General features: G+C 68.1%; 15 protein-coding genes. 5 read left to right on the top strand and 10 right to left on the bottom strand.

The window, feature by feature from the left end:
- Positions 1 to 149 precede the first annotated feature (149 nt).
- Positions 150 to 3,311 carry a DUF2961 domain-containing protein gene (locus E0H45_RS40145; RefSeq protein ID WP_131347691.1) on the top strand — a complete coding sequence of 1,054 codons (3,162 nt, stop codon included), beginning with the start codon at positions 150 to 152 and terminating at the stop codon, positions 3,309 to 3,311.
- The gene (locus tag E0H45_RS40140; RefSeq protein WP_131347689.1) at positions 3,308 to 3,829 is read left to right on the top strand and encodes an isochorismatase family protein; all 522 of its coding nucleotides are present in this window, start codon (positions 3,308 to 3,310) and stop codon (positions 3,827 to 3,829) included. Before E0H45_RS40145 ends, E0H45_RS40140 begins: the two co-directional genes overlap by 4 nt.
- Here E0H45_RS40140 and E0H45_RS40135 read toward each other — a convergent pair.
- From E0H45_RS40135 to tyrS, 3 genes are read right to left on the bottom strand one after another with little or no spacing between them, the layout of a single operon-like run.
- The gene (locus E0H45_RS40135; RefSeq protein ID WP_131347687.1) at positions 3,826 to 4,647 is read right to left on the bottom strand and encodes an NmrA family NAD(P)-binding protein; all 822 of its coding nucleotides are present in this window, start codon (positions 4,645 to 4,647) and stop codon (positions 3,826 to 3,828) included. The genes E0H45_RS40140 and E0H45_RS40135 overlap by 4 nt on opposite strands.
- 39 nt (positions 4,648 to 4,686) lie before the next feature.
- On the bottom strand, positions 4,687 to 5,868 hold the full coding sequence (locus E0H45_RS40130) for an aminoglycoside phosphotransferase family protein (protein ID WP_131347685.1): 1,182 nt from the start codon (positions 5,866 to 5,868) through the stop codon (positions 4,687 to 4,689).
- 4 nt (positions 5,869 to 5,872) lie between these two features.
- Positions 5,873 to 7,057, bottom strand: a complete 1,185-nt coding sequence (gene tyrS, locus E0H45_RS40125; RefSeq protein ID WP_131347683.1) for a tyrosine--tRNA ligase — start codon at positions 7,055 to 7,057, stop codon at positions 5,873 to 5,875.
- Positions 7,058 to 7,279: 222 nt separating this feature from the next.
- Here tyrS and idi point away from each other — a divergent pair, with 222 nt between their 5' ends.
- Complete coding sequence (idi, locus tag E0H45_RS40120; protein WP_131347681.1) at positions 7,280 to 7,843, top strand: isopentenyl-diphosphate Delta-isomerase; 564 nt, start codon at positions 7,280 to 7,282, stop codon at positions 7,841 to 7,843.
- Here the strand turns inward: idi and E0H45_RS40115 are convergent.
- The 7 genes from E0H45_RS40115 to E0H45_RS40085 form a co-directional block, all read right to left on the bottom strand.
- Positions 7,814 to 8,683, bottom strand: coding sequence for an NAD(P)/FAD-dependent oxidoreductase (locus tag E0H45_RS40115; RefSeq protein ID WP_131347679.1), 870 nt, complete (start codon positions 8,681 to 8,683; stop codon positions 7,814 to 7,816). The two genes, idi and E0H45_RS40115, sit on opposite strands and share 30 nt — an antisense overlap.
- Before the next feature lie 33 nt (positions 8,684 to 8,716).
- On the bottom strand, positions 8,717 to 9,703 hold the full coding sequence (locus tag E0H45_RS40110; RefSeq protein ID WP_238155670.1) for a 2-dehydropantoate 2-reductase: 987 nt from the start codon (positions 9,701 to 9,703) through the stop codon (positions 8,717 to 8,719).
- 52 nt (positions 9,704 to 9,755) lie between these two features.
- Complete coding sequence (locus E0H45_RS40105) at positions 9,756 to 10,715, bottom strand: ABC transporter permease (RefSeq protein WP_131347675.1); 960 nt, start codon at positions 10,713 to 10,715, stop codon at positions 9,756 to 9,758.
- Between the two features lie 2 nt (positions 10,716 to 10,717).
- Positions 10,718 to 11,644 (bottom strand): ABC transporter permease, encoded by a 927-nt coding sequence (locus tag E0H45_RS40100; protein WP_131347673.1) that lies wholly within the window; start codon positions 11,642 to 11,644, stop codon positions 10,718 to 10,720.
- 115 nt (positions 11,645 to 11,759) lie between these two features.
- Positions 11,760 to 12,773 (bottom strand): ABC transporter ATP-binding protein, encoded by a 1,014-nt coding sequence (locus E0H45_RS40095; RefSeq protein WP_131347671.1) that lies wholly within the window; start codon positions 12,771 to 12,773, stop codon positions 11,760 to 11,762.
- Positions 12,770 to 13,747 (bottom strand): ABC transporter ATP-binding protein, encoded by a 978-nt coding sequence (locus tag E0H45_RS40090; protein ID WP_131347669.1) that lies wholly within the window; start codon positions 13,745 to 13,747, stop codon positions 12,770 to 12,772. The genes E0H45_RS40095 and E0H45_RS40090 overlap by 4 nt, the downstream gene beginning before the upstream one ends.
- Before the next feature lie 5 nt (positions 13,748 to 13,752).
- Positions 13,753 to 15,546, bottom strand: coding sequence for an ABC transporter substrate-binding protein (locus tag E0H45_RS40085; RefSeq protein WP_131347667.1), 1,794 nt, complete (start codon positions 15,544 to 15,546; stop codon positions 13,753 to 13,755).
- Positions 15,547 to 15,712: 166 nt separating this feature from the next.
- On the opposite strand from E0H45_RS40085, the gene E0H45_RS40080 reads away from it, so the two are divergent.
- The gene (locus E0H45_RS40080) at positions 15,713 to 16,396 is read left to right on the top strand and encodes a response regulator transcription factor (protein ID WP_131347665.1); all 684 of its coding nucleotides are present in this window, start codon (positions 15,713 to 15,715) and stop codon (positions 16,394 to 16,396) included.
- 2 nt (positions 16,397 to 16,398) lie between these two features.
- Positions 16,399 to 17,808 carry a sensor histidine kinase gene (locus E0H45_RS40075; RefSeq protein ID WP_131347663.1) on the top strand — a complete coding sequence of 470 codons (1,410 nt, stop codon included), beginning with the start codon at positions 16,399 to 16,401 and terminating at the stop codon, positions 17,806 to 17,808.
- Positions 17,809 to 17,846: the final 38 nt, after the last annotated feature.

The raw sequence follows: 17,846 nt of genomic DNA, 5'->3' as shown, positions 1-17,846 counted from the left end.
TCGAGTTGTGTGCGGACCAAGTCTCGCCTGCCCGGCAAGGGCGCTCCGCAGCGGGCTCGGCAACTGGACACCGGTGAGCTCTTCTCAAAGCGGTGACAACGATGGTAAACATCTCAGAAATCGATTTCCCATCACGAAGGAAACCGCCCATGCTCCGTCGTGCTGTCGTGGTCCTGATGTCTTCGGTGCTGATGCTGACCGGTTCGGTGTCAGCCTCGGCGAGCACGTCCGGGAGCAACGGACCGGTCGGTTGGGAGGTGTACCGCAACCTCGACCGCCTGCCCGAGCTGCAGACCGCCGTCCGCACCAAGCAGTTCTCCAGCTTCGGCCGCGACGGCACGAACAACGACGGCTTCGACGGCACCTATTCCTGCTTGCGTACGACGGACGCGGGCTGCGTGATCGCCGAGGACAGCGGTCCCGGTGAGGTCGCCTCGATCTGGTTCACGCGCGACGAGGGCAACGTCACCAAGACCGGCACGATCACGGTCGAACTCGACGGCAAGCAGGTCCTGCACGGTTCGCTGCAGGACATCGTCGACGGCAAGCTCGGCGCACCGTTCAGCTACCCGCTGGTCGCGAACGGCGTACAGACCAGTGGCGGCGTCTACATCCGCGTCCCGATGCCGTACCGCTCGTCGATGCGGATCACCACGCAGACGAACCCGTACTTCTACCACGTCGACTACCGCCAGTTCCCGGACGCGAACGGCGTACAGACCTTCGACCCGAGCGACAAGGCCGAGGACGTGCTCGCGCTGCTCAACGCGGCCGGCACGAAGGATCCCAAGCCCGCGCGGCCCGACGCGCGGACCACGAGCACCCCGCTGAACCTTGCCCCCGGCAAGCAGGTGACGCTGGCCGACACCCGCGGTGCCGGTGAGCTGAGCGCGCTGCGGCTGAAGCTGCCCGACATCGTCGGCCTCGACCTGAAGAGCTTCGCCGACGACGGTCGCGCATTCCTCGGCGGCAGCACGTTCACGCTGAAGATCGACCCGGCCAACACCGGCGTGAAGCTGACCCGCCGGATGGATCTGCGGATCGGCAACCAGCGCGCGAAGATCCTCGTCGACGGCGCATCCGCCGGCGAGTGGGCGCCACTCAAGGCACAGGGTGCGCAGTGGCACGATCAGTCCGTCGACCTCCCGGCCGCGCTGACCGCGGGCAAGTCGCAGATCACGATCACCAACGAGTTCGTCTCGTCCGACCTGGACTTCAACGAGTTCGCGTACTGGGCGGACTCGACGGTCGGCGGTCAGGTGAAGCGCACCGACACGCTCGACGTCGGGCCCAACCACGTCGCCGACGAGCAGGCCCACGGGTACGCGATCACCCAGCAGAACTGGAGCGGCGAGCACGCGATGTCGTACGCCGCGACGGACGAGGACGCCGCCCGCGTCAAGCCGTCCGACACGCTCCTGGCGGGTGTGCGGGTGCAGGTGACGATCGACGGCCAGAAGCGCGTCGACGCCCCGCTCGGCGAGTTCTTCGGCTCCGGTCTCGGCGAGAACCCGGTCCGCTCACTCTTCTTCGCCATGGACCCCGACGGCTGGTACTCCGCCTGGTGGCCGATGCCGTACGCCGCACGCGCCACGGTCACGTTGGTCAACAAGACGACGTACCCGCTGAAGGGGCAGGCCGAGGTGACGTCGGCTCGCGACGCTCGCAAGGCGACTGACCTCGCGGCCGGGAAGATCGGGTACTTCACCGCGATCTCGACGCGCGGCGAGACCACGCACGGCAGCGACTGGACATTCGCCGACGTGGCCGGCCGCGGCAAGTTCGTCGGTGTCTCGCAGACCATGGAGGGACTGCTTGCCGATGGCAACACTCGCGGTTATCTGGAGGGTGACGAGCGGGTGTACGTCGACGGCGAGCGGACGCCGGCCATCCACGGCACCGGCACCGAGGACTACTACGAGTCCGGCTGGTACTTCAACGCCGGCACCTACTCGACCCCGTTCCACGGCAACTCGGCGCACGAGGTCCGGGCCGGTTTCTGCACCAACGAGTGCGACGGCGCATGGCGACTGCACATCACCGACTCGGTCGCCTTCGAGAACCAGCTCGACTTCAGCATCGAGCACGGCCAGCAGGACGACCACCCGGCGATCTACGGCTCGACAGCCTTCCTGTACACCGCGTCAAAGTTCGGTGCCCGGGAGACCGACCGCATCGACACCGGCTCGGCGGACAGCCGTCAGCAGCACGGGTACGTCGACAACGGCACCCAGGCGGATCTCAGCTCGGTGTACGAAGGTGATCACGACGACATCACCCTCACCGACCAGGTTCGCTCCAGCACGCAGCCGATCCGCTTCAGTGTGAAGACCGATCCGGCGAACCGTGGCGTCACGCTCCGCCGGACGAGCGACCAGAACGCCGCCGGCCAGTCGGCGCAGGTGATCGTCAACGGCAAGAACGCAGGCACCTGGCTGCAGCCGCTGGGCAACACTCATCAACGCTGGCTCGACGACAACTATCAGTTGCCTGCAGCAATCACATCCGGCAAGGGCCGCCTGGACATCGAGCTCCGCCCGAGCGGGCCGGCGTGGACGGCTTCGTCGTACGTCGTCCAGTCGTTGACGGCGCCGTACAGCGACAACCGGGCGCCCGGCGCGGTCGGCGGCGTGACTGCCGTCGGTCGCTCCGACAACGCGATCAACGTGACGTGGAACGACGTCGGCGACGACAGCGGAGTCGCGCACTACAACGTGTACGGCGCGAAGGCGGGCGGTGCGGAGAAGCTGCTCGGCACGTCGCCGTTGCCCGGCTTCCTGCACCGTGGCCTCGGGCTGCACGAGACATGGACGTACCGGATCGCAGCAGTCGACCTCGCCGGTCACACGGGTCCGAAGTCGAGCGCTGTGCAGGGCACGAGCGGTAGCACCTTGCGGGTCGAGGGGGAGTCGATGCTGCCGCCGGTGTCGTCGACTGTCGCGGTCGATCCGCAAGGCAACTGTTGCGGGGTCAGTTGGTCGGGTGGCGCGCAGGCGTGGATCCACGGGACCAAGGCCGGTGACAAGACCGTGTTCGGGTTCAACGTTCCGACAACCGGTTCGTACCAGCTGTCGACCGTGCTGACGAAGGCGGCCGACTACGGGATCGTCGCCCTACAGATCGATGGGAACGCTGCGGTCAGCTTCGACGGCTACCAGGCGTCTGGTGTCGGTACACAGTCAGTTGCGCTGGGCACCGTCCAGTTGGCAGCGGGCGATCACCAGTTCGCGGTGACAGTTACCGGCAAGAACGGGGCAGCAACCGGCTACCTCGTCGGAGTGGATCTGCTGGATCTTAGGCTCGCCCCGTGAACCCTTTGGAGTCCCGTCGTACCGCGCTCGTCCTGATCGACCTGATGCCGCGAATCATCGCGCTGGAGACCGCGCCGCTGAGCGGATCGGTCGTGCTCGAGCGATCCGTGGAACTGGCCGCGGCGACGCGATCCGCCGGCGGTCTGGTGGTGAACGTCCGGGTCGACCGGCCCGGGGTGGAGGTGCAGCCGGAGGGCAGCGAGTTCGCACCCGAGGCCGCGCCGCAGCCCGGAGACCTGGTGATAGTCAAGCAGACGGTGGGCGCGTTCGGGCGCACGTCCCTCGACACCGAGCTGCAGTCCCGCGGCATCGCAAACGTCGTACTCGCCGGCATCGCCACGAACTTCGGCGTCGAGTCCACCGGCCGTGCCGCCTCGGACCTCGGCTACGAAACTTTCTTCCTCACCGACGCCATGACCGGCCTCGACGACCACGCCCACAACTTCGCCGTCTCCTACGTCTTCCCCCGCCTCGGCTCGGTCTGCACCACCACGGAGTACTTGAAGGCACTCAGCTAGGCGAAAAGTGCAGCGTTTTCCTGGGTCCAGGTTTGGAGGGTTCGGGCGGGGTGGCCGGTGACTTCGGGGACGGTGTTGGTGACGGTGGTTTCGTCGATGGTGCCGTCGGCGAAGAAGGATTCGATGGCTTGAGCGTAGGGCTCGGGCATCGAGGCGTAGAGCGCCTCGTGGGTTTCGGCGCGGCTCATCGGGTACGCCGTCAGCGGGCGGCCGATGGCTTCGGCGAGGATTGCGACCTGTTCGACCGGGGTGAGGGCGACCGGCCCGGTGAGACGCAGTACGTCGCCGTCATGGGCGCCCTGCAGCGCGCGAACCGCTACGTCGCCGATGTCGCGCGGATGGATCGTCGACACCGGTACGTCGGGGAACTGCACCCGCACCTCGTCGCCTGCTGCCAGTTGGTCGCGCCAGCGCAGCGTGTTGGACATGAACGAGTTCGGCCGCAGGAACGTCCACTCCAGTCCGGCCGCCCGGACCGCTTCTTCGGTGGCGTGGTGATACGCGGCAACAGCGTTCGTCAGCTCGCCGTCGAGTGAACTGCTGGACAGTACGACGACTTTCCGCACCCCGGCCTGCACGGCGTTCGTCAGCAGTTCGTCGAGGCGGTCGTAGCCGCTCAACAGGAAGATCCCGGTCACCCCGGCCAACGCGTCCACGAACGTCTCCGGCCGGTTCAGGTCGCCGTACACCGGCTCGATACCACCCGGTAGTTCGCGTTCCGAGCGGATCAGCGCCCGCCCCGGGATCCCTTGTTCCGCCAGCGATTGCACCACGGCGCCACCCGCGTTGCCGGACGCACCCGTAATCAGAATCGTCACCCGCGCAACCCTGTCACATTCCACACCGCGCGAACAGCGTCACCAGTCGCGAAACGCAGCGGCTGCCGCGCGGAGGCAGGTGGCGGGGTCGTCCTGGTGGTACACGCGTTCGGCGGGTTCGATGTTGTCCAGGAAGCGTTGGTACGTGAGGGCGTAGGTGAGGAACCCAAGGACCTTCATCGGCCGGATCGCTCGCAACGGATCGCTGCCCGGCGCATGCTCCTTCCATGTCGCGCACCAGACGTCCGTGACGTGCGGATGCTTCTCGGCGGGCAGGAAGTCGTGCAGGCGTTGGACGTCGAGCGCCGGGTGGCCGATGAACGCGTCGGCCCAGTCGACGATGACGCGGTTCGCGCCGTCCGACCGCCAGTTGCCTGGATGGAAGTCGCCGTGCACGACCGTGATCGGCAGACCGGCCGCGTCGAGTTCGTCGACGATGTCGGGGAGCTTCGCGACCAGTTGGTCCACGCTCGCCAGCTCGTCGGGGGAGAGTGCGACGCGAGGCAGCAGCCGAGTGACCTCCGCGAGCAGGTCCTCCGGTAGCAGGGAAGGAGCCGCGAGCGTGTCGGCCTCGGATGCCAGGGCGGCTTGCGCGGCGACCCAGCGGCTCACCACATTGTTGACGGTTGCATGGTCCGGCTCCCAGCAGTCGATGCCCGGGGCATGAGCCAGGAGCGACCACCTGTTGTCCGTCGACTTGCCGAGTACGGCGGGTGCCAGCGTCGCGTCGTACCGCTGGACATGCTGGATGATGTCCGCGTCGATGCTCCCGAACCGGCTGGTGGCCTTGGCCCACGCGCCGGGGAAGCGAATCAGGCACGACAGGTTCCACGTCTTCACCTGTACGGCGTCGTGCGGTCCGACAATGCTCTGCGCCCACTCGATCAGCCGGGTCGGTCCGTCGATCTCGGCCCAGGTCGATCGCAGCGGGTCGGGCGCGATGATCGAGTCCCACTCGGGCAGCGGTGTCTCGTCGAGTACGCCGTACCGTGGCTCCTCGAGCGCCTGGACGTGGTACACGACCCGTCCGCCGCGGCCGATCACGGCCTCGTCGGCGTGGACGAGTCGCAGTACCACTGTCCGAACCCCGAGCAGCTCGTCGAGATGCCGGGTGATCGCCTCGACCTCGGCCCACCACCCCGGCTCGACGTCGAACGCCGACGCCCGCCCGACGTACCGGTCGCCGACGCTGACCAAGGCCTCTACCGTCTTGAGCTCCACCCGCCTACTTTCGCGTGATCCGGTGCCAAGTGCGAGCGCCCGACTTCAGCACGACCCCGGCGTCGAGCTCGACGGCAGCAGCAGGATCGTCCATCCGTACGCCGTTGATCGTCACCGCGCCCTGCTGCAGCAGACGACGCAGCGCGGAGTTGCTGTCGTTCGGGCGGACGGCGCGCAGCAGGTCGAAGGCAGTCGCGACCTCACCGGTGACGACGACCTCGGGCATCTCGTCCGGTTCGGAACGCTCGGAAAACGTGTGACGGAAGGCGTCCAGCTCGGTCTTGGCGATGCCGGCGCCGTGGTACCGGGTCACGACGGCAGCCGCCAGCCGGAGCTTGGCGTCGCGCGCTGCCGGGCCGGTCGCATCCGCGAGCGCGGCGACCGTGTCGAGGGGCAGCTCGGTGTAGACCCGCGCGTACGCCTCGACCAGCGAGTCCGGAATGCTCATCACCTTTCCGAACTTGTCCCGCGGACTGTCTGTCAGCCCGATGTAGTTGTTGAGCGACTTCGACTGCTTGGCCCGGCCGTCGATTCCGGGCGTGATCGTCGTCGTGATCACCACCTGCGGCGGCGCGCCGAGCCGTTGCTGGAAGTGCCGCCCGAGCTGCTCATTGAACAGCTGATCCGACCCCACGATCGTCAGGTCGCTCTGCATCGCGAAGCTGTCGTATCCCTGCAGCACCGGGTACACCAGTTCGTGTACGGCGATCTCCCGGCCGGCCGCGACCCGCTCGCGGAACATGTCCCGGCTCATCAGCTGCGCCTGCGTGACCTGGGCGAACAGACTCAACAGCTCCGCCACCGGCATCGCGTCGTACCACTCGGAATTCCGGCGTACCTCGAAGACGTCGGGATCGGTCCGCAGGACCAGGGACACCTGTTCGAGGAACGAGGCGGCGTTCGCGTCGATCTGCTCCGGAGTGAGGATCGGCCGGGTCTCGGAGCGCCCGGTCGGATCGCCGACGCGGGTGGTGAGGTCGCCGAGCAGGAACACGACCCGGTGCCCGAGATCCTGCAGCTGGCGCATCATCCACAGGTTGACCGCGTGCCCGAGGTGCAGGTCGGGCGCGGTGCAGTCGACGCCGTACTTGATCCGCAGCGGCCGCCCGGACTCCAGGCGCTCGCGCAGGTCGTCCTCGCCGACAATGAGGTCGGTGGTACGGCGTAACCGGTCGATGACAGCGTTCATGAGGTTCCTCTCGGGACGAGGCACCTCCGAACCAGTGCCTCCGGCAAACGGAAAGAGGCAGGAACCGGACGGTTCCTGCCTCGGAGGCTCTGGGTGCAGCGACTGCGGGGACTACCGAATGCCGACTCCTCCCAGAGCCGGTCGATAGGTCACGCAGTGCTTGGTCACACTCTGAGGCTAGCAGCCGCCGAGCACCTGCCGGAATCCGATTAGGCTCAAGGCGTGATCGACGAGCGGGTTGTGCTGGTGGACGAGGGTGGGCGTGCGGTCGGGACCGAGGCGAAGGCGGCGGTCCACCACGCGGCGACGCCGCTGCATCTCGCGTTCTCCAGCTACGTGGTCGACGCGGCCGGGCGGGTGCTGCTGACCCGGCGGGCGCTCGACAAGCCCACCTGGCCCGGCGTCTGGACCAATAGTTGCTGCGGGCACCCACTTCCGGGCGAGCCGCTCGAGCAGGCGGTACGGCGCCGGCTCGCGGACGAACTGGGGATCGTTGTTGACGCCGTCGATCTGGTGTTGCCGGAGTTCCGGTACCGCGCCGAGATGCCGACCGGCATGGTCGAGAACGAGATCTGCCCGGTGTACCGAGCGTGGTGGACCGGTGACCCGATGCCGAACCCGGCCGAGGTCGCGGACTACCGGTGGGCCGAGTGGCACGAAGTACGGGAGCTTCCCGACCTCTCGCCCTGGTGCCTCCTGCAACTGGACGAGCTCCCGGAACCACCGGTCGACTGGCCGATCGCCGACCCGACGCGGCTACCGCCCGCCGCTCAGCTCCAGCTCTAGGAGATCCCCGTGTACGGCGACCGCCACCGTACTCGCATGACCCGCTGCGCCGATCGCGAGCAGCGCCGGACTCGTCGTCGTACCAACTGCGTAGATCCCAGGCATCGTGGTCCGCCCGCCCTCGTCCGTAACCACCGCACCGTCCGCGACCTGACACCCGAGCCGCTCGGCCAGATCACTCTGCTGATGCTGCCGTACCACCACAAACACCCGCCGCGCTGCCAACTCCGCCCCGCCGAGCAGCACGGAACCTGTCCGCACCTCTTTGACGTGCTCGGTGCGCACGGCGACCCCGGCTCGAGCCAGCTGATCCACCTGTAGCGCCATCAGCTCGTCCCCGTCCGTGCACAGCGTCACGTCGTCGCTCCACCGGCTCAGCAGCAACGCCCGCGCCACCGACCGCTCCGGCGACCCGCGCATCCCGAGCTGAACCAGCGGCTGATCCCGCACCTCCCATCCATGGCAGTGCGGACAAGCCACCACCGACCGTCCCCACCCGTCCGCCACCCCTGGTACGTCGGGCAACTCGTCCCACAGTCCGGTCGCCAGTACGACGGCACGCACCCGCTCCCCGCCGACGACGAACTCGTCACCATCCACGTCCACGTCGTCGACCCGCGAGTCCCGCACGTCGACGCCGTACGCCGACACCTGTCGCCGCCCCACCGCCAGCAGCTCACTCGGCGAAAGATCCTCCGCGCCGAGGAAGTTGTGCACGTGCGAGGCCGCACGGTTCCGTGCCTGCCCGTCGTCGAACAACACCACCCGCCGTCGCGCCCGCCCCAACGTCAGCGCCGCCTGCAGCCCGGCCACACTCCCACCAACCACCGCAACATCCATGCGTTCATAATACGAGAGACTTCATCTCGTATTTTAAGACAGCTCACGGAGGAGGTCAGGCCCGGACCACGAGCGGCGGTCCGTCTCGGCCGCGCGGATCAGGTCCACCAACCGCGCGTTGACCGGCGCGGTCCGGCCGAGGGACTCCGCCAGCCGGACGACCTCGCCGTTCAGGTAGTCGATCTCGGTCGTGCGGCCGGCCTCGAGGTCCTCCCACATCGACGTCCGCGCGAGCGGGTCGACGGCGAGCACCTTGCTCGCGAGCCGGCGGAACAGGAAGTCCGGCAACCGAAGGACAGTGGGGAAACGGTGCATCGGAACGGCCAGTAGCTGGGCCGGCCGGATCCCGGCCGCGTCGAGCAGCCCGAGGGTCTCGGCCTGCGCCGCAGCCAGGCAACGGCGGTACGCACGCTGCGAGAGCTCGTCGCGCAACGGCAGGTTCGACAGCGCGTTGATCGGGTTGTTCAGGTTCAGCAGGAGCTTCGCCCACTGCACCGGAAGGATGTCGTCGTGCTGCGCGAGCGGCAACCCGGCCCGTTCGAAAGCCTTCAGGTACGGCGCCAACGCGGCATCCCGCTGTACGTCGAGCGCGCCTTCGGTGCCCTGATGGAACACGCCGGCGCCCCGGTTCAGCACGTTGAACGGGACCATCCCGGTCACCACGATCTGCTCGGTCAACCGCGACCGCAGCACCTCGCCGTTCCGCACGCCGTTCTGGAAACTCACCACGACGGTCCCCGGCGACAGCACGTCGGCCAGCTCCTCCGCAGCGCCCGCCGTCGCCGCGGACTTCACCGTCACCAGCACCAGGTCCGCCTCGGCCGCGCCCGCCGGCGTCGTCTCGAACGGCACGTCAGCGACCCGGAGGTCGGCCCCCAGGTAGTCCGTCAGGTGCAGACCGTGCGTCGCCAGTTCGGCGGCGATCCGTGGCCGCCCGATGAACGTCACCGGCGTACCGGTCGCGGCCAGCCGGCCACCCACGTAACACCCGATCCCACCCGCGCCGTAGACAGCAATCACGAGGAACAACGTACCGAAGGACGGGCCACATACCACCCGTCCTTCGGTACGGCTAGTGAAGCCGAACCCGCGGATCGAGTACGGCGTACCCGATGTCGACCAGGATGTTCGCCACCACCACCGCCGCGGAGGCGAACAGGACGATGCCGATGATCACCGGCAGGTCCTGCTGGTTGATCGCGGTCACCGCCGTCTGCCCGAGCCCCGGCAGGCTGAACACGGTCTCGGTGACGACCACGCCGCCGATCAGCTGCCCGAGGTCGATACCGAACTGCGTGACCACCGGCGTCAGCGCGCTGCGCAGGCCGTGGACGACGACCACCCGGCTCTCCCGGATGCCCTTCGAGCGCGCGGTCCGGATGTAGTCCTCACCGAGAACGTCCAGCATCGAGCCACGGGTCAACCGGGTATACGTTGCCGCCAGCAACAAGGCGAGTGCGACCCAGGGCAGCAGTAGATGCTGGAACCAGGGCCCGATCCCGCCGGCGAGCGGCGCGTAGCCACCCGCGGGGAACCATCCGAAGCCGGACAGCGTGAGCCGGAAGTACAGGAAGTACAGCAGCAGCAGGCCGAGCAGGAACGACGGGAACGAGTAGAAGAACAACGCGAACAACGTCAGCCCGCGGTCCGCCAGCGATCGCGGGTGCGTCGCCGAGATGACGCCGTTGAACACGCCCAGCGCGAGCCACAGCACGGCCGCACCGAGCGCCAGCGACACCGTGATCGGCAGCGCCTGCCCGATGATGTGCGTCACCGGCACCTGGTGGTAGTAGTCGTACCCGAGGTTCCCCTTCACCGCGTTGCCGAGGAAGTGCAGGTACTGCTGCCACACCGGCAGGTCGAGACCGAGCCGGTGCTTGATCAACGCGATCGTCTCCGGCGTACCCTGGCGGCCGGCGAGCGTCTGCGCGACGTTGCTCGGAGCAACGAAGAACAGGGCGAACACCGCGACGCTGATCAGCCACAGGACCAGGATCCCGTGACCGATCCGGCGGATCAGGAACATGGCCATGATCAGGTCCGATCTGCGCGGGGGTCGAAGGCGTCCCGGACCCCGTCACCGAAGAGGTTGAAGGCGAGCGTGGTGACCAGCAGCGCCAGACCGGGGAACAGGATGAACCACCACGCGGTCGTGTAGTAGTTCTGCGACTCGCTGATCATCCCGCCCCAGTCGGGGGTCGGCGGCGGCAGCCCGAGCCCGAGGAACGACAGCGTCGCCTGGGTCACGATCACCACGGGGATCAGCAGTGTGGTGTAGACGATCACCGGCGCGATCACGTTCGGCAGTACGTCGACGAACATGATCCGCCGGTCGCCGGCCCCGAGCGAACGGGCCGCCTCGACGAACTCCCGTTCCCGCAGCGACAGCACCTGACCGCGGACGATCCGGGCCACGGACGCCCAGCTGAAGCAGCCGATCACCAGCACCGTGACGGTCAGGCTCGGCCCGGTCACGGACACCAGCGCGATCGCGACCAGCAGGAACGGTACGGACAGCACCACGTCGATCAGCCGCGCCAGGATCGTGTCGGTGATCCCCCCGAGGAACCCCGCCGCCAGCCCCAGTACGACGCCGATGACGACCGTGATGGCGGTCGCGATGACGCCGACGAGCAGTGAGATGCGGGCGCCGTACGCGATCCGCACCAGGATGTCGCGGCCGAGGTCGTCGGTCCCCAGCCAGAACGTGCCGTTCGGCCCCCGCGGCAGGCCGTCCGGTGTCAGTCCGATGTCGCGGTACTGCTCGTTCGGCGGATGTCCCGTCACGGCTGCGAACACCGGCGCGAGGATCGCCATCAGCACGATCAGCACGATCACGACGAGCGAGATCATCGCCACCTTGTCCTTGCGCAGCCGCCGCAACGCGAGCGAGAACGGACTCCGCCCCTCGATCGCCTTCGGCTCGTCGATGACGTCGACCATCTCGATGGCGCTGGTCATGGGGCCTCCCGGTCTGGACTGAGGAGCGGAGGGAGCGAAGCGACCGGAGCGACGAGGGAAGGCCGGGAGTTACAGCCGCATGACCCGCCGCGCCGGAGGCGTGGCATCAATACCGTCATGATGCCTTCAGATCCGGTACGGCGGTGGAGAGGTCTTCGCCCACCGTCAACGGGTAGAGGCACGCGGTGCGGTGCTGTGGTTGGTCGTTCAGGACTGGTTCGAGTGGCGGCTCCTCGGCTGTGCAGTCGAGCCGTGCCTTCGGGCACCGGGTGTGGAACCGGCATCCTGTCGGCGGGTTCGTCGCGGCCGGGATGTCGCCGCCGAGGATGATCTGCTCGCGGCTGTCGGCGGTGTCCGGGTCCGCCACCGGCAACGCCGACAGCAGTGCCCTCGTGTACGGGTGCCGGGTCTGCCCGAACAGTTCGCTGGTCGGCGCCAGTTCGACGATCTTGCCCAGGTACATCACCGCGATCCGGTCGCTCACGTGCCGGACCACGGACAGGTCGTGCGAGATGAATACATAGGTGAGGTCGAACTCGCGCTGCAGATCCGACAGCAGGTTGATGATCTGCGCCTGGATCGACACGTCCAGTGCCGACACCGGCTCGTCGCAGATCACCAGCTTCGGCCGCAGCGCGAGCGCCCGCGCGACCCCGATCCGTTGCCGCTGGCCACCGGAGAACTCGGCCGGGAACCTGTTGTAGTGCTCGGGATTCAGCCCGACCAGCTCCATCAGCTCCTGGACCTTCTTCTTCCGATCATTGCCGGAGGCAATGTTGTGGATGGCGAACGGGTCGCCGATGATCGACCCGACCCGGCGGCGCGGATTCAGTGAGCCGTACGGGTCCTGGAAGATCACCTGCACGTCCCGGCGCAGCGGCCGCATCGCCTTGCGCGAGAGCTTGCTGATCTCCTGGCCCTCGAACCACACCGAGCCCGACGTCACGTCGTACAGGTGTGCCATGCAGCGGGCCAGCGTCGACTTCCCGCAGCCGGTTTCGCCGACCAGTCCGAGCGTCTCGCCCTTGTGCACCTCCAACGAGACCCCGGCGACGGCCTGAACAACCTCCTTGGAATGCGTCGGGAACTCCTTCCGTACGTCGTCGACCTTCAGGAGTACGTCGGTCATGAAGCCACCGCCTCGTTCACGTCGTGGGGGAGCCAGCACGCGGACTGATGACGCGGGTCGCCGCCCACGTCGGTCAGCGGTGGTGGCTCCGAGCACTTGTCGAACACGTGCGAGCAACGGGCCGCGAACGGGCAGCCCTTCGGCAGGCTGATCAGGCTGGGCGGTGTGCCCGGGATCGGGGTCAGCCGGTCCTCGCTGCGGGCCGGCAGCGAGGCGAGCAGGCCCTGTGTGTACGGGTGGTGGTTGCGGTAGAAGATGTCGCGGCGCGGCGCGCGTTCCATCACCGCGCCGGCGTACATGACCACGACCTCGTCGGCCATCTCGGCCACCACGCCGAGGTCGTGAGTGATCAGGATGATCGCCGTACCGAACTGCTCCTGGAGCCGGCGCATCACGTTCAGCACCTGGGCCTGGACCGTCACGTCGAGCGCGGTGGTCGGCTCGTCCGCGATCAGCAACGCCGGGTCGAGGGCCATCGCCATCGCGATCATCACCCGTTGCCGCATTCCGCCGGAGAACTGGTGCGGATAGTCGTCGATCCGCTCCGCCGCCCGCGGGATGCCGACCAGGGTCAGCAGTTCGGCAGCCCGTTTCCGGGCCGCCTGCTTGCTGATCGTCAGGTCGTGCGCCCGGATCATCTCCACGATCTGCCAGCCGATCCGGTACTGCGGATGCAGGCTGGACAGCGGATCCTGGAAGATCATCCCGATCTGGGCGCCCCGCAGCCGCCGGAGCGTCGCCTGGTCCGCGGTGATCAGGTCGGTGCCGTCGAAGTACGCCGTACCGGAGACCTTGGCGCCGCGGGTGAGGCCGGTGATGGTCTGGGTGGCGACGCTCTTGCCGGATCCGGACTCGCCCACCACGGCGAGCGTCTGCCCGGCCTCCACGTCGAACGACAGCCCCCGGACGGCACGGACGGTACCGTCCGGGGTGTCGAAGGAGACCTTGAGGTCCCTTACTTGAAGCAGGGCCATGAGGTTCAGCCGCCCTGCTTGTCTTTGGACAGCCATACGTTGGTCGGGTCGTAGTTCTGCATGGACGGCACGTAGACGGCGTTGTTCACCTGCTCGGCGTGGTAGTTCGCCTGCTTGTTGCTGGTCAGCGGGAAGAACGCTGCCTGGTCCATCACCCGGGCGTCGGCCTTGGCCCACAGCTCGGAGGCCGCGTCGACGGTCGGTGCGGCGATCGCCTGCTCGATCAGCGTGTTGGTCTCCGGGTCGTTGTAGAGCCCGAAGTTGCTGCCGACCGGCGGGAACGACGGCTCACCCGAGAACAGCGGGTTGAAGAACGACAGCGCCGCGTTGCCGTACCAGTCCGCGCCCCAGCCGGCCAGCGAGACGTCCCAGACACCGCGCTTCGCGACGCTCGGCACCTGCAGGTACTTCACGTAGAAGTCCGCGTTCGGCGACGGTACGCCGACGACCGTGATGCCGACCTTGGACAGGTCCTGCTGGATCGTCTGGAAGGACTTGCTGCTGCCCTCGGTCGCGTTCCGGTAGAGGAACTTCAGCGTCAGGTGCGGGAACCCTGCCTCGGCCAGCAGTTGCTTGGCCTTGTCCGGGTTGTACGGGTACGGATCGATCTGCTTGGAACCGGTGATCACGTCCGGCAGCACGTGCGTCAGCGGCGGGTTCAGCGTCTTGCCGCCGAGCACCTGCAGGATGTGGTCGCGGTTGATCGCGTAGCTGATCGCCTGCCGCACCTTCGGGTTCTGCATCGCCTTGTCGTTGTTCGGCGAGACGGTGTTGTAGATGACGTACGGGTTCGAGCTCGAGGTGTCGCCGATGGTCAGCTTCGGATCCTTCTTGGCCTGCAGGGCAGGCAGCTGGGACGGCGGCGGCGCGACGTCGAACTCCATGTCGGCCGACGGCGTACCGGTCTGCAGTTGCTGCTGGATCGAGTCCTGGGTGACGGTCTCGTTGACCACGATCTTGTCGACGTACGCCTTCCGGACCGGGTCGGACGCCGCGTCCCAGTTGGGGTTGCGGGAGTACGTGATCGACTTGGTCGGCACCCACGAGTCGACCTTGTACGGGCCGTCGGACGGGAAGTTGTTGCCCAGTTCGGTGCTGGCCGGCAGGTACTTGAGCGACTCGACCGGAGCGGCGGAGAAGGCCGGCAACGTCAGCATGTCGACGAAGTACGACGCCTGCTGGGTGAGGTGGAAGACGACGGTCGTGTCGTCCTTGGCCACCACGCCCGGCAGTGGGGTCTTGTCGATGTACTCCTGGATCCCGGCCACCGTCTTCGGCGCCTTGGCGAAACCGTCGGCGAACGCCTTGTAGCCGACGATCAGGTTCGCGAAGTCCGGGATGCCGCCGAACGGCTGCACCGGGTTGGCGGTCCGCTTGACGCCGCGGACCAGGTCGGCGGCGGTCACCTGACGGGCCGGGGTGGTGCTCCACTTCGCACCGGGCCGGATCTTGATCGTGTACGTCTTGCCGTCCGGGCTGATCCCGCCGTTCGCCGCGGTCGGGATCTCGGTTGCGAGATCGGCGACCGGCGTGGTGTTCTTGCCCGCGGGGTCGGCCGGATAGGTGAACAGCTGCCGGCTCCACATCCGCAGGTTCAGGTAACCGACGGAGTAGTAGCTGATGTTGGGATCCATGTAGTCGACGTCGCCCGCCCCGAGCATGTTCAGGGTGCCGCCGCTGACCGGTGTGCCGGCACTGCTTCCGGATCCGGACGATGTTGTGCCGCCACTGCTGCAAGCCGCGAGCGCGATGCTCGCAACGGCGGCAAGTGATAGTGCCGCCAGCCCTTTCCTGGCCATTGGTCCTCCTCCGGGACTCGATAGCGCCGAAGCTAGGACTCCCGGACGGGCCTGGGACCGGGGTCACAGAACCGTCAAACAGATGTCAATCGGCCTCCGCGCGAAGATGACGGATTCATGACAGCTGTAACCGCCGTGCGGTCCGCCGGTGAGCGACACTGGTCCCGTGGCACACAGCTTGCTGCTGGTCGACGACGAGCCGCGCATCCGGCGGGTACTGCGACTTGCCCTGGAGGACGAGGGCTACGAGGTCGCGGAGGCCGCCAACGGGTACGACGCTCTGGCCGCGCTGCGCCGGGAGAAACCGGACGTCGTGCTGCTGGACCTGATGCTGCCGGACCGGGACGGTTTCGCGGTCTGCCGGGAGATCCGCCGGGCGAGCGACGTACCGGTGATCATGGTGACCGCGCGGACCGACAGTCACGACGTGGTCGCGGGCCTGGAGGCGGGGGCGGACGACTACGTGACGAAGCCGCTCGTCGCGAAGGAGCTGTCGGCCCGGATCCGGGCGCTGCTGCGCCGGGTCGAGCCGGCCGGCGCGCGGCAGGCCGACCTGCTGGAGGTCGGTGACCTGCGGATCGACGTACCGGGGGCCGAGGTGACGCGGGACGGCGACGTGCTGCCGCTGACCCGGACCGAGTTCAAGTTGCTCGCCGAGCTGGCCAATGCCGAGGGCAAGGTGCTGAGCCGTGAGCAGTTGCTGTCGAAGGTCTGGGGCTACGGGTACTTCGGTGACAGCCGGATCGTCGACGTACACATCCGGAGGTTGCGGCTGAAGATCGAGCGCGACCCGGCCAGCCCGAAGCATCTCGTCACGGCCCGCGGCCTGGGCTACCGACTGGTGAGCTGACCTTGCTGGGACGAGTCACGCTGCGGGGCCGCGTGATGCTGGCCTACGGCCTGCTGGCGCTCGGGTTGTCGACCGTGCTGTCGATCGTGACGTGGAACGTGGTCTCGGACTACCTGGTGCAGCAGCGTGAGGCGGCGGCGGAGACGATCACGGCGGACAACGGGGCGGCGTTGCGGTACGGGCTGTTCGGTCCGCCGGAGCCGTGCCGGCCCAGCCACGAGCGGGTCGAGTGCGAGAGCCCGACGCTGGAGCGCGGGGTGTCGGTGATGGAGGTGATGAACAGCCTGCCGTCGACCGACGCGGCGGCGACGATGCTGTACCTCCAGGACCATTGGTACGCGATGACCGGGAAGCCGTCCGATCTGCCGCCGGACCTGATCCAGAGCGCGATCAGCGGCAAGGTGGTGCAGCGGCGGATCGAGGTGGGCGGGCAGCCGGTGCTCGCGGTCGGCGTACCGATCGGTCGGCAGGGGGACGCGTTCTTCGAGTGGCATCCGCTGAGCAGCCTGGACGAAACGCTGCAGCAGATGAAGATCACGCTGATCGCGGCGGCGATCGCGACCGCGCTGGTCGGACTCGCAGTCGGCCGGCTGGCCAGCACGCTGGCGCTGCGCCCGCTCGCGGAGCTGACCCGGGTCGCGGACGCGGTGGCGCGCGGGAAGCTCGACGCACGGCTGCGGGCGGAGAACGACAAGGACCTCGGCGGGCTGGCGCGGTCGTTCAACCAGACCGCGGCGGACCTGGAGCGACGCGTCGCGGCGGACGCCCGGTTCGCCGGTGACGTGAGCCATGAGCTGCGTACGCCGCTGATGACGATGCTGAACTCGATGCAGCTGATCCAGAACCACCGCGCCGAGCTGCCGGCCGCCGTACGGGAACCGGTCGAGCTGCTCGGTGACGACCTGGACCGGTTCCGGCGGCTGGTGATCGACCTGCTGGAGATCTCCCGCGACGACGGCGGCGACCGGGGAAGCCGGGAGATCGTCCGAATCGCCGACCTTGTACGGGCCGCCGCCGACGCAACCGCCGGCCGGGAGGTGACGGTCGTCGAGCCGGAGGCCGAGGCGCTCACGTTGAACGCCGACAAGCGCCGGCTCGAGCGGGTGATCGCGAACCTGGTCGAGAACGCCGAGGACCACGCGGGCGGCTGCAAGGGTGTGGGGGTCGAGGCGGGCGGTCTCGGTGTCGTCATCACCGTCGACGACGCCGGGCCGGGCATCGCCGTCGAGGACCGAACCCGGGTCTTCGAACGCTTCGGTCGTGGCGAGACGTCGGGCCGCGGCCGCGGCGTGGGTCTGGGCCTCGCGATCGTCGCCCGCCACGTCCAGTGGCACCACGGCACCATCCAGGTCACCGACCGTCCGGGCGGCGGCGCCCGCTTCGTCGTCGAGCTCCCCGCGAAAATCAGCTGACGGATCTTGCCCGCCCCGGCTACCGTGGGCGCATGGCT

The organism is Kribbella soli, assembly GCF_004331345.1.
Taxonomy (GTDB): domain Bacteria; phylum Actinomycetota; class Actinomycetes; order Propionibacteriales; family Kribbellaceae; genus Kribbella; species Kribbella soli.
The sequence above is the reverse complement of the archived record's forward strand: the minus strand, read 5'-3'. Positions and strand labels throughout refer to the sequence as shown.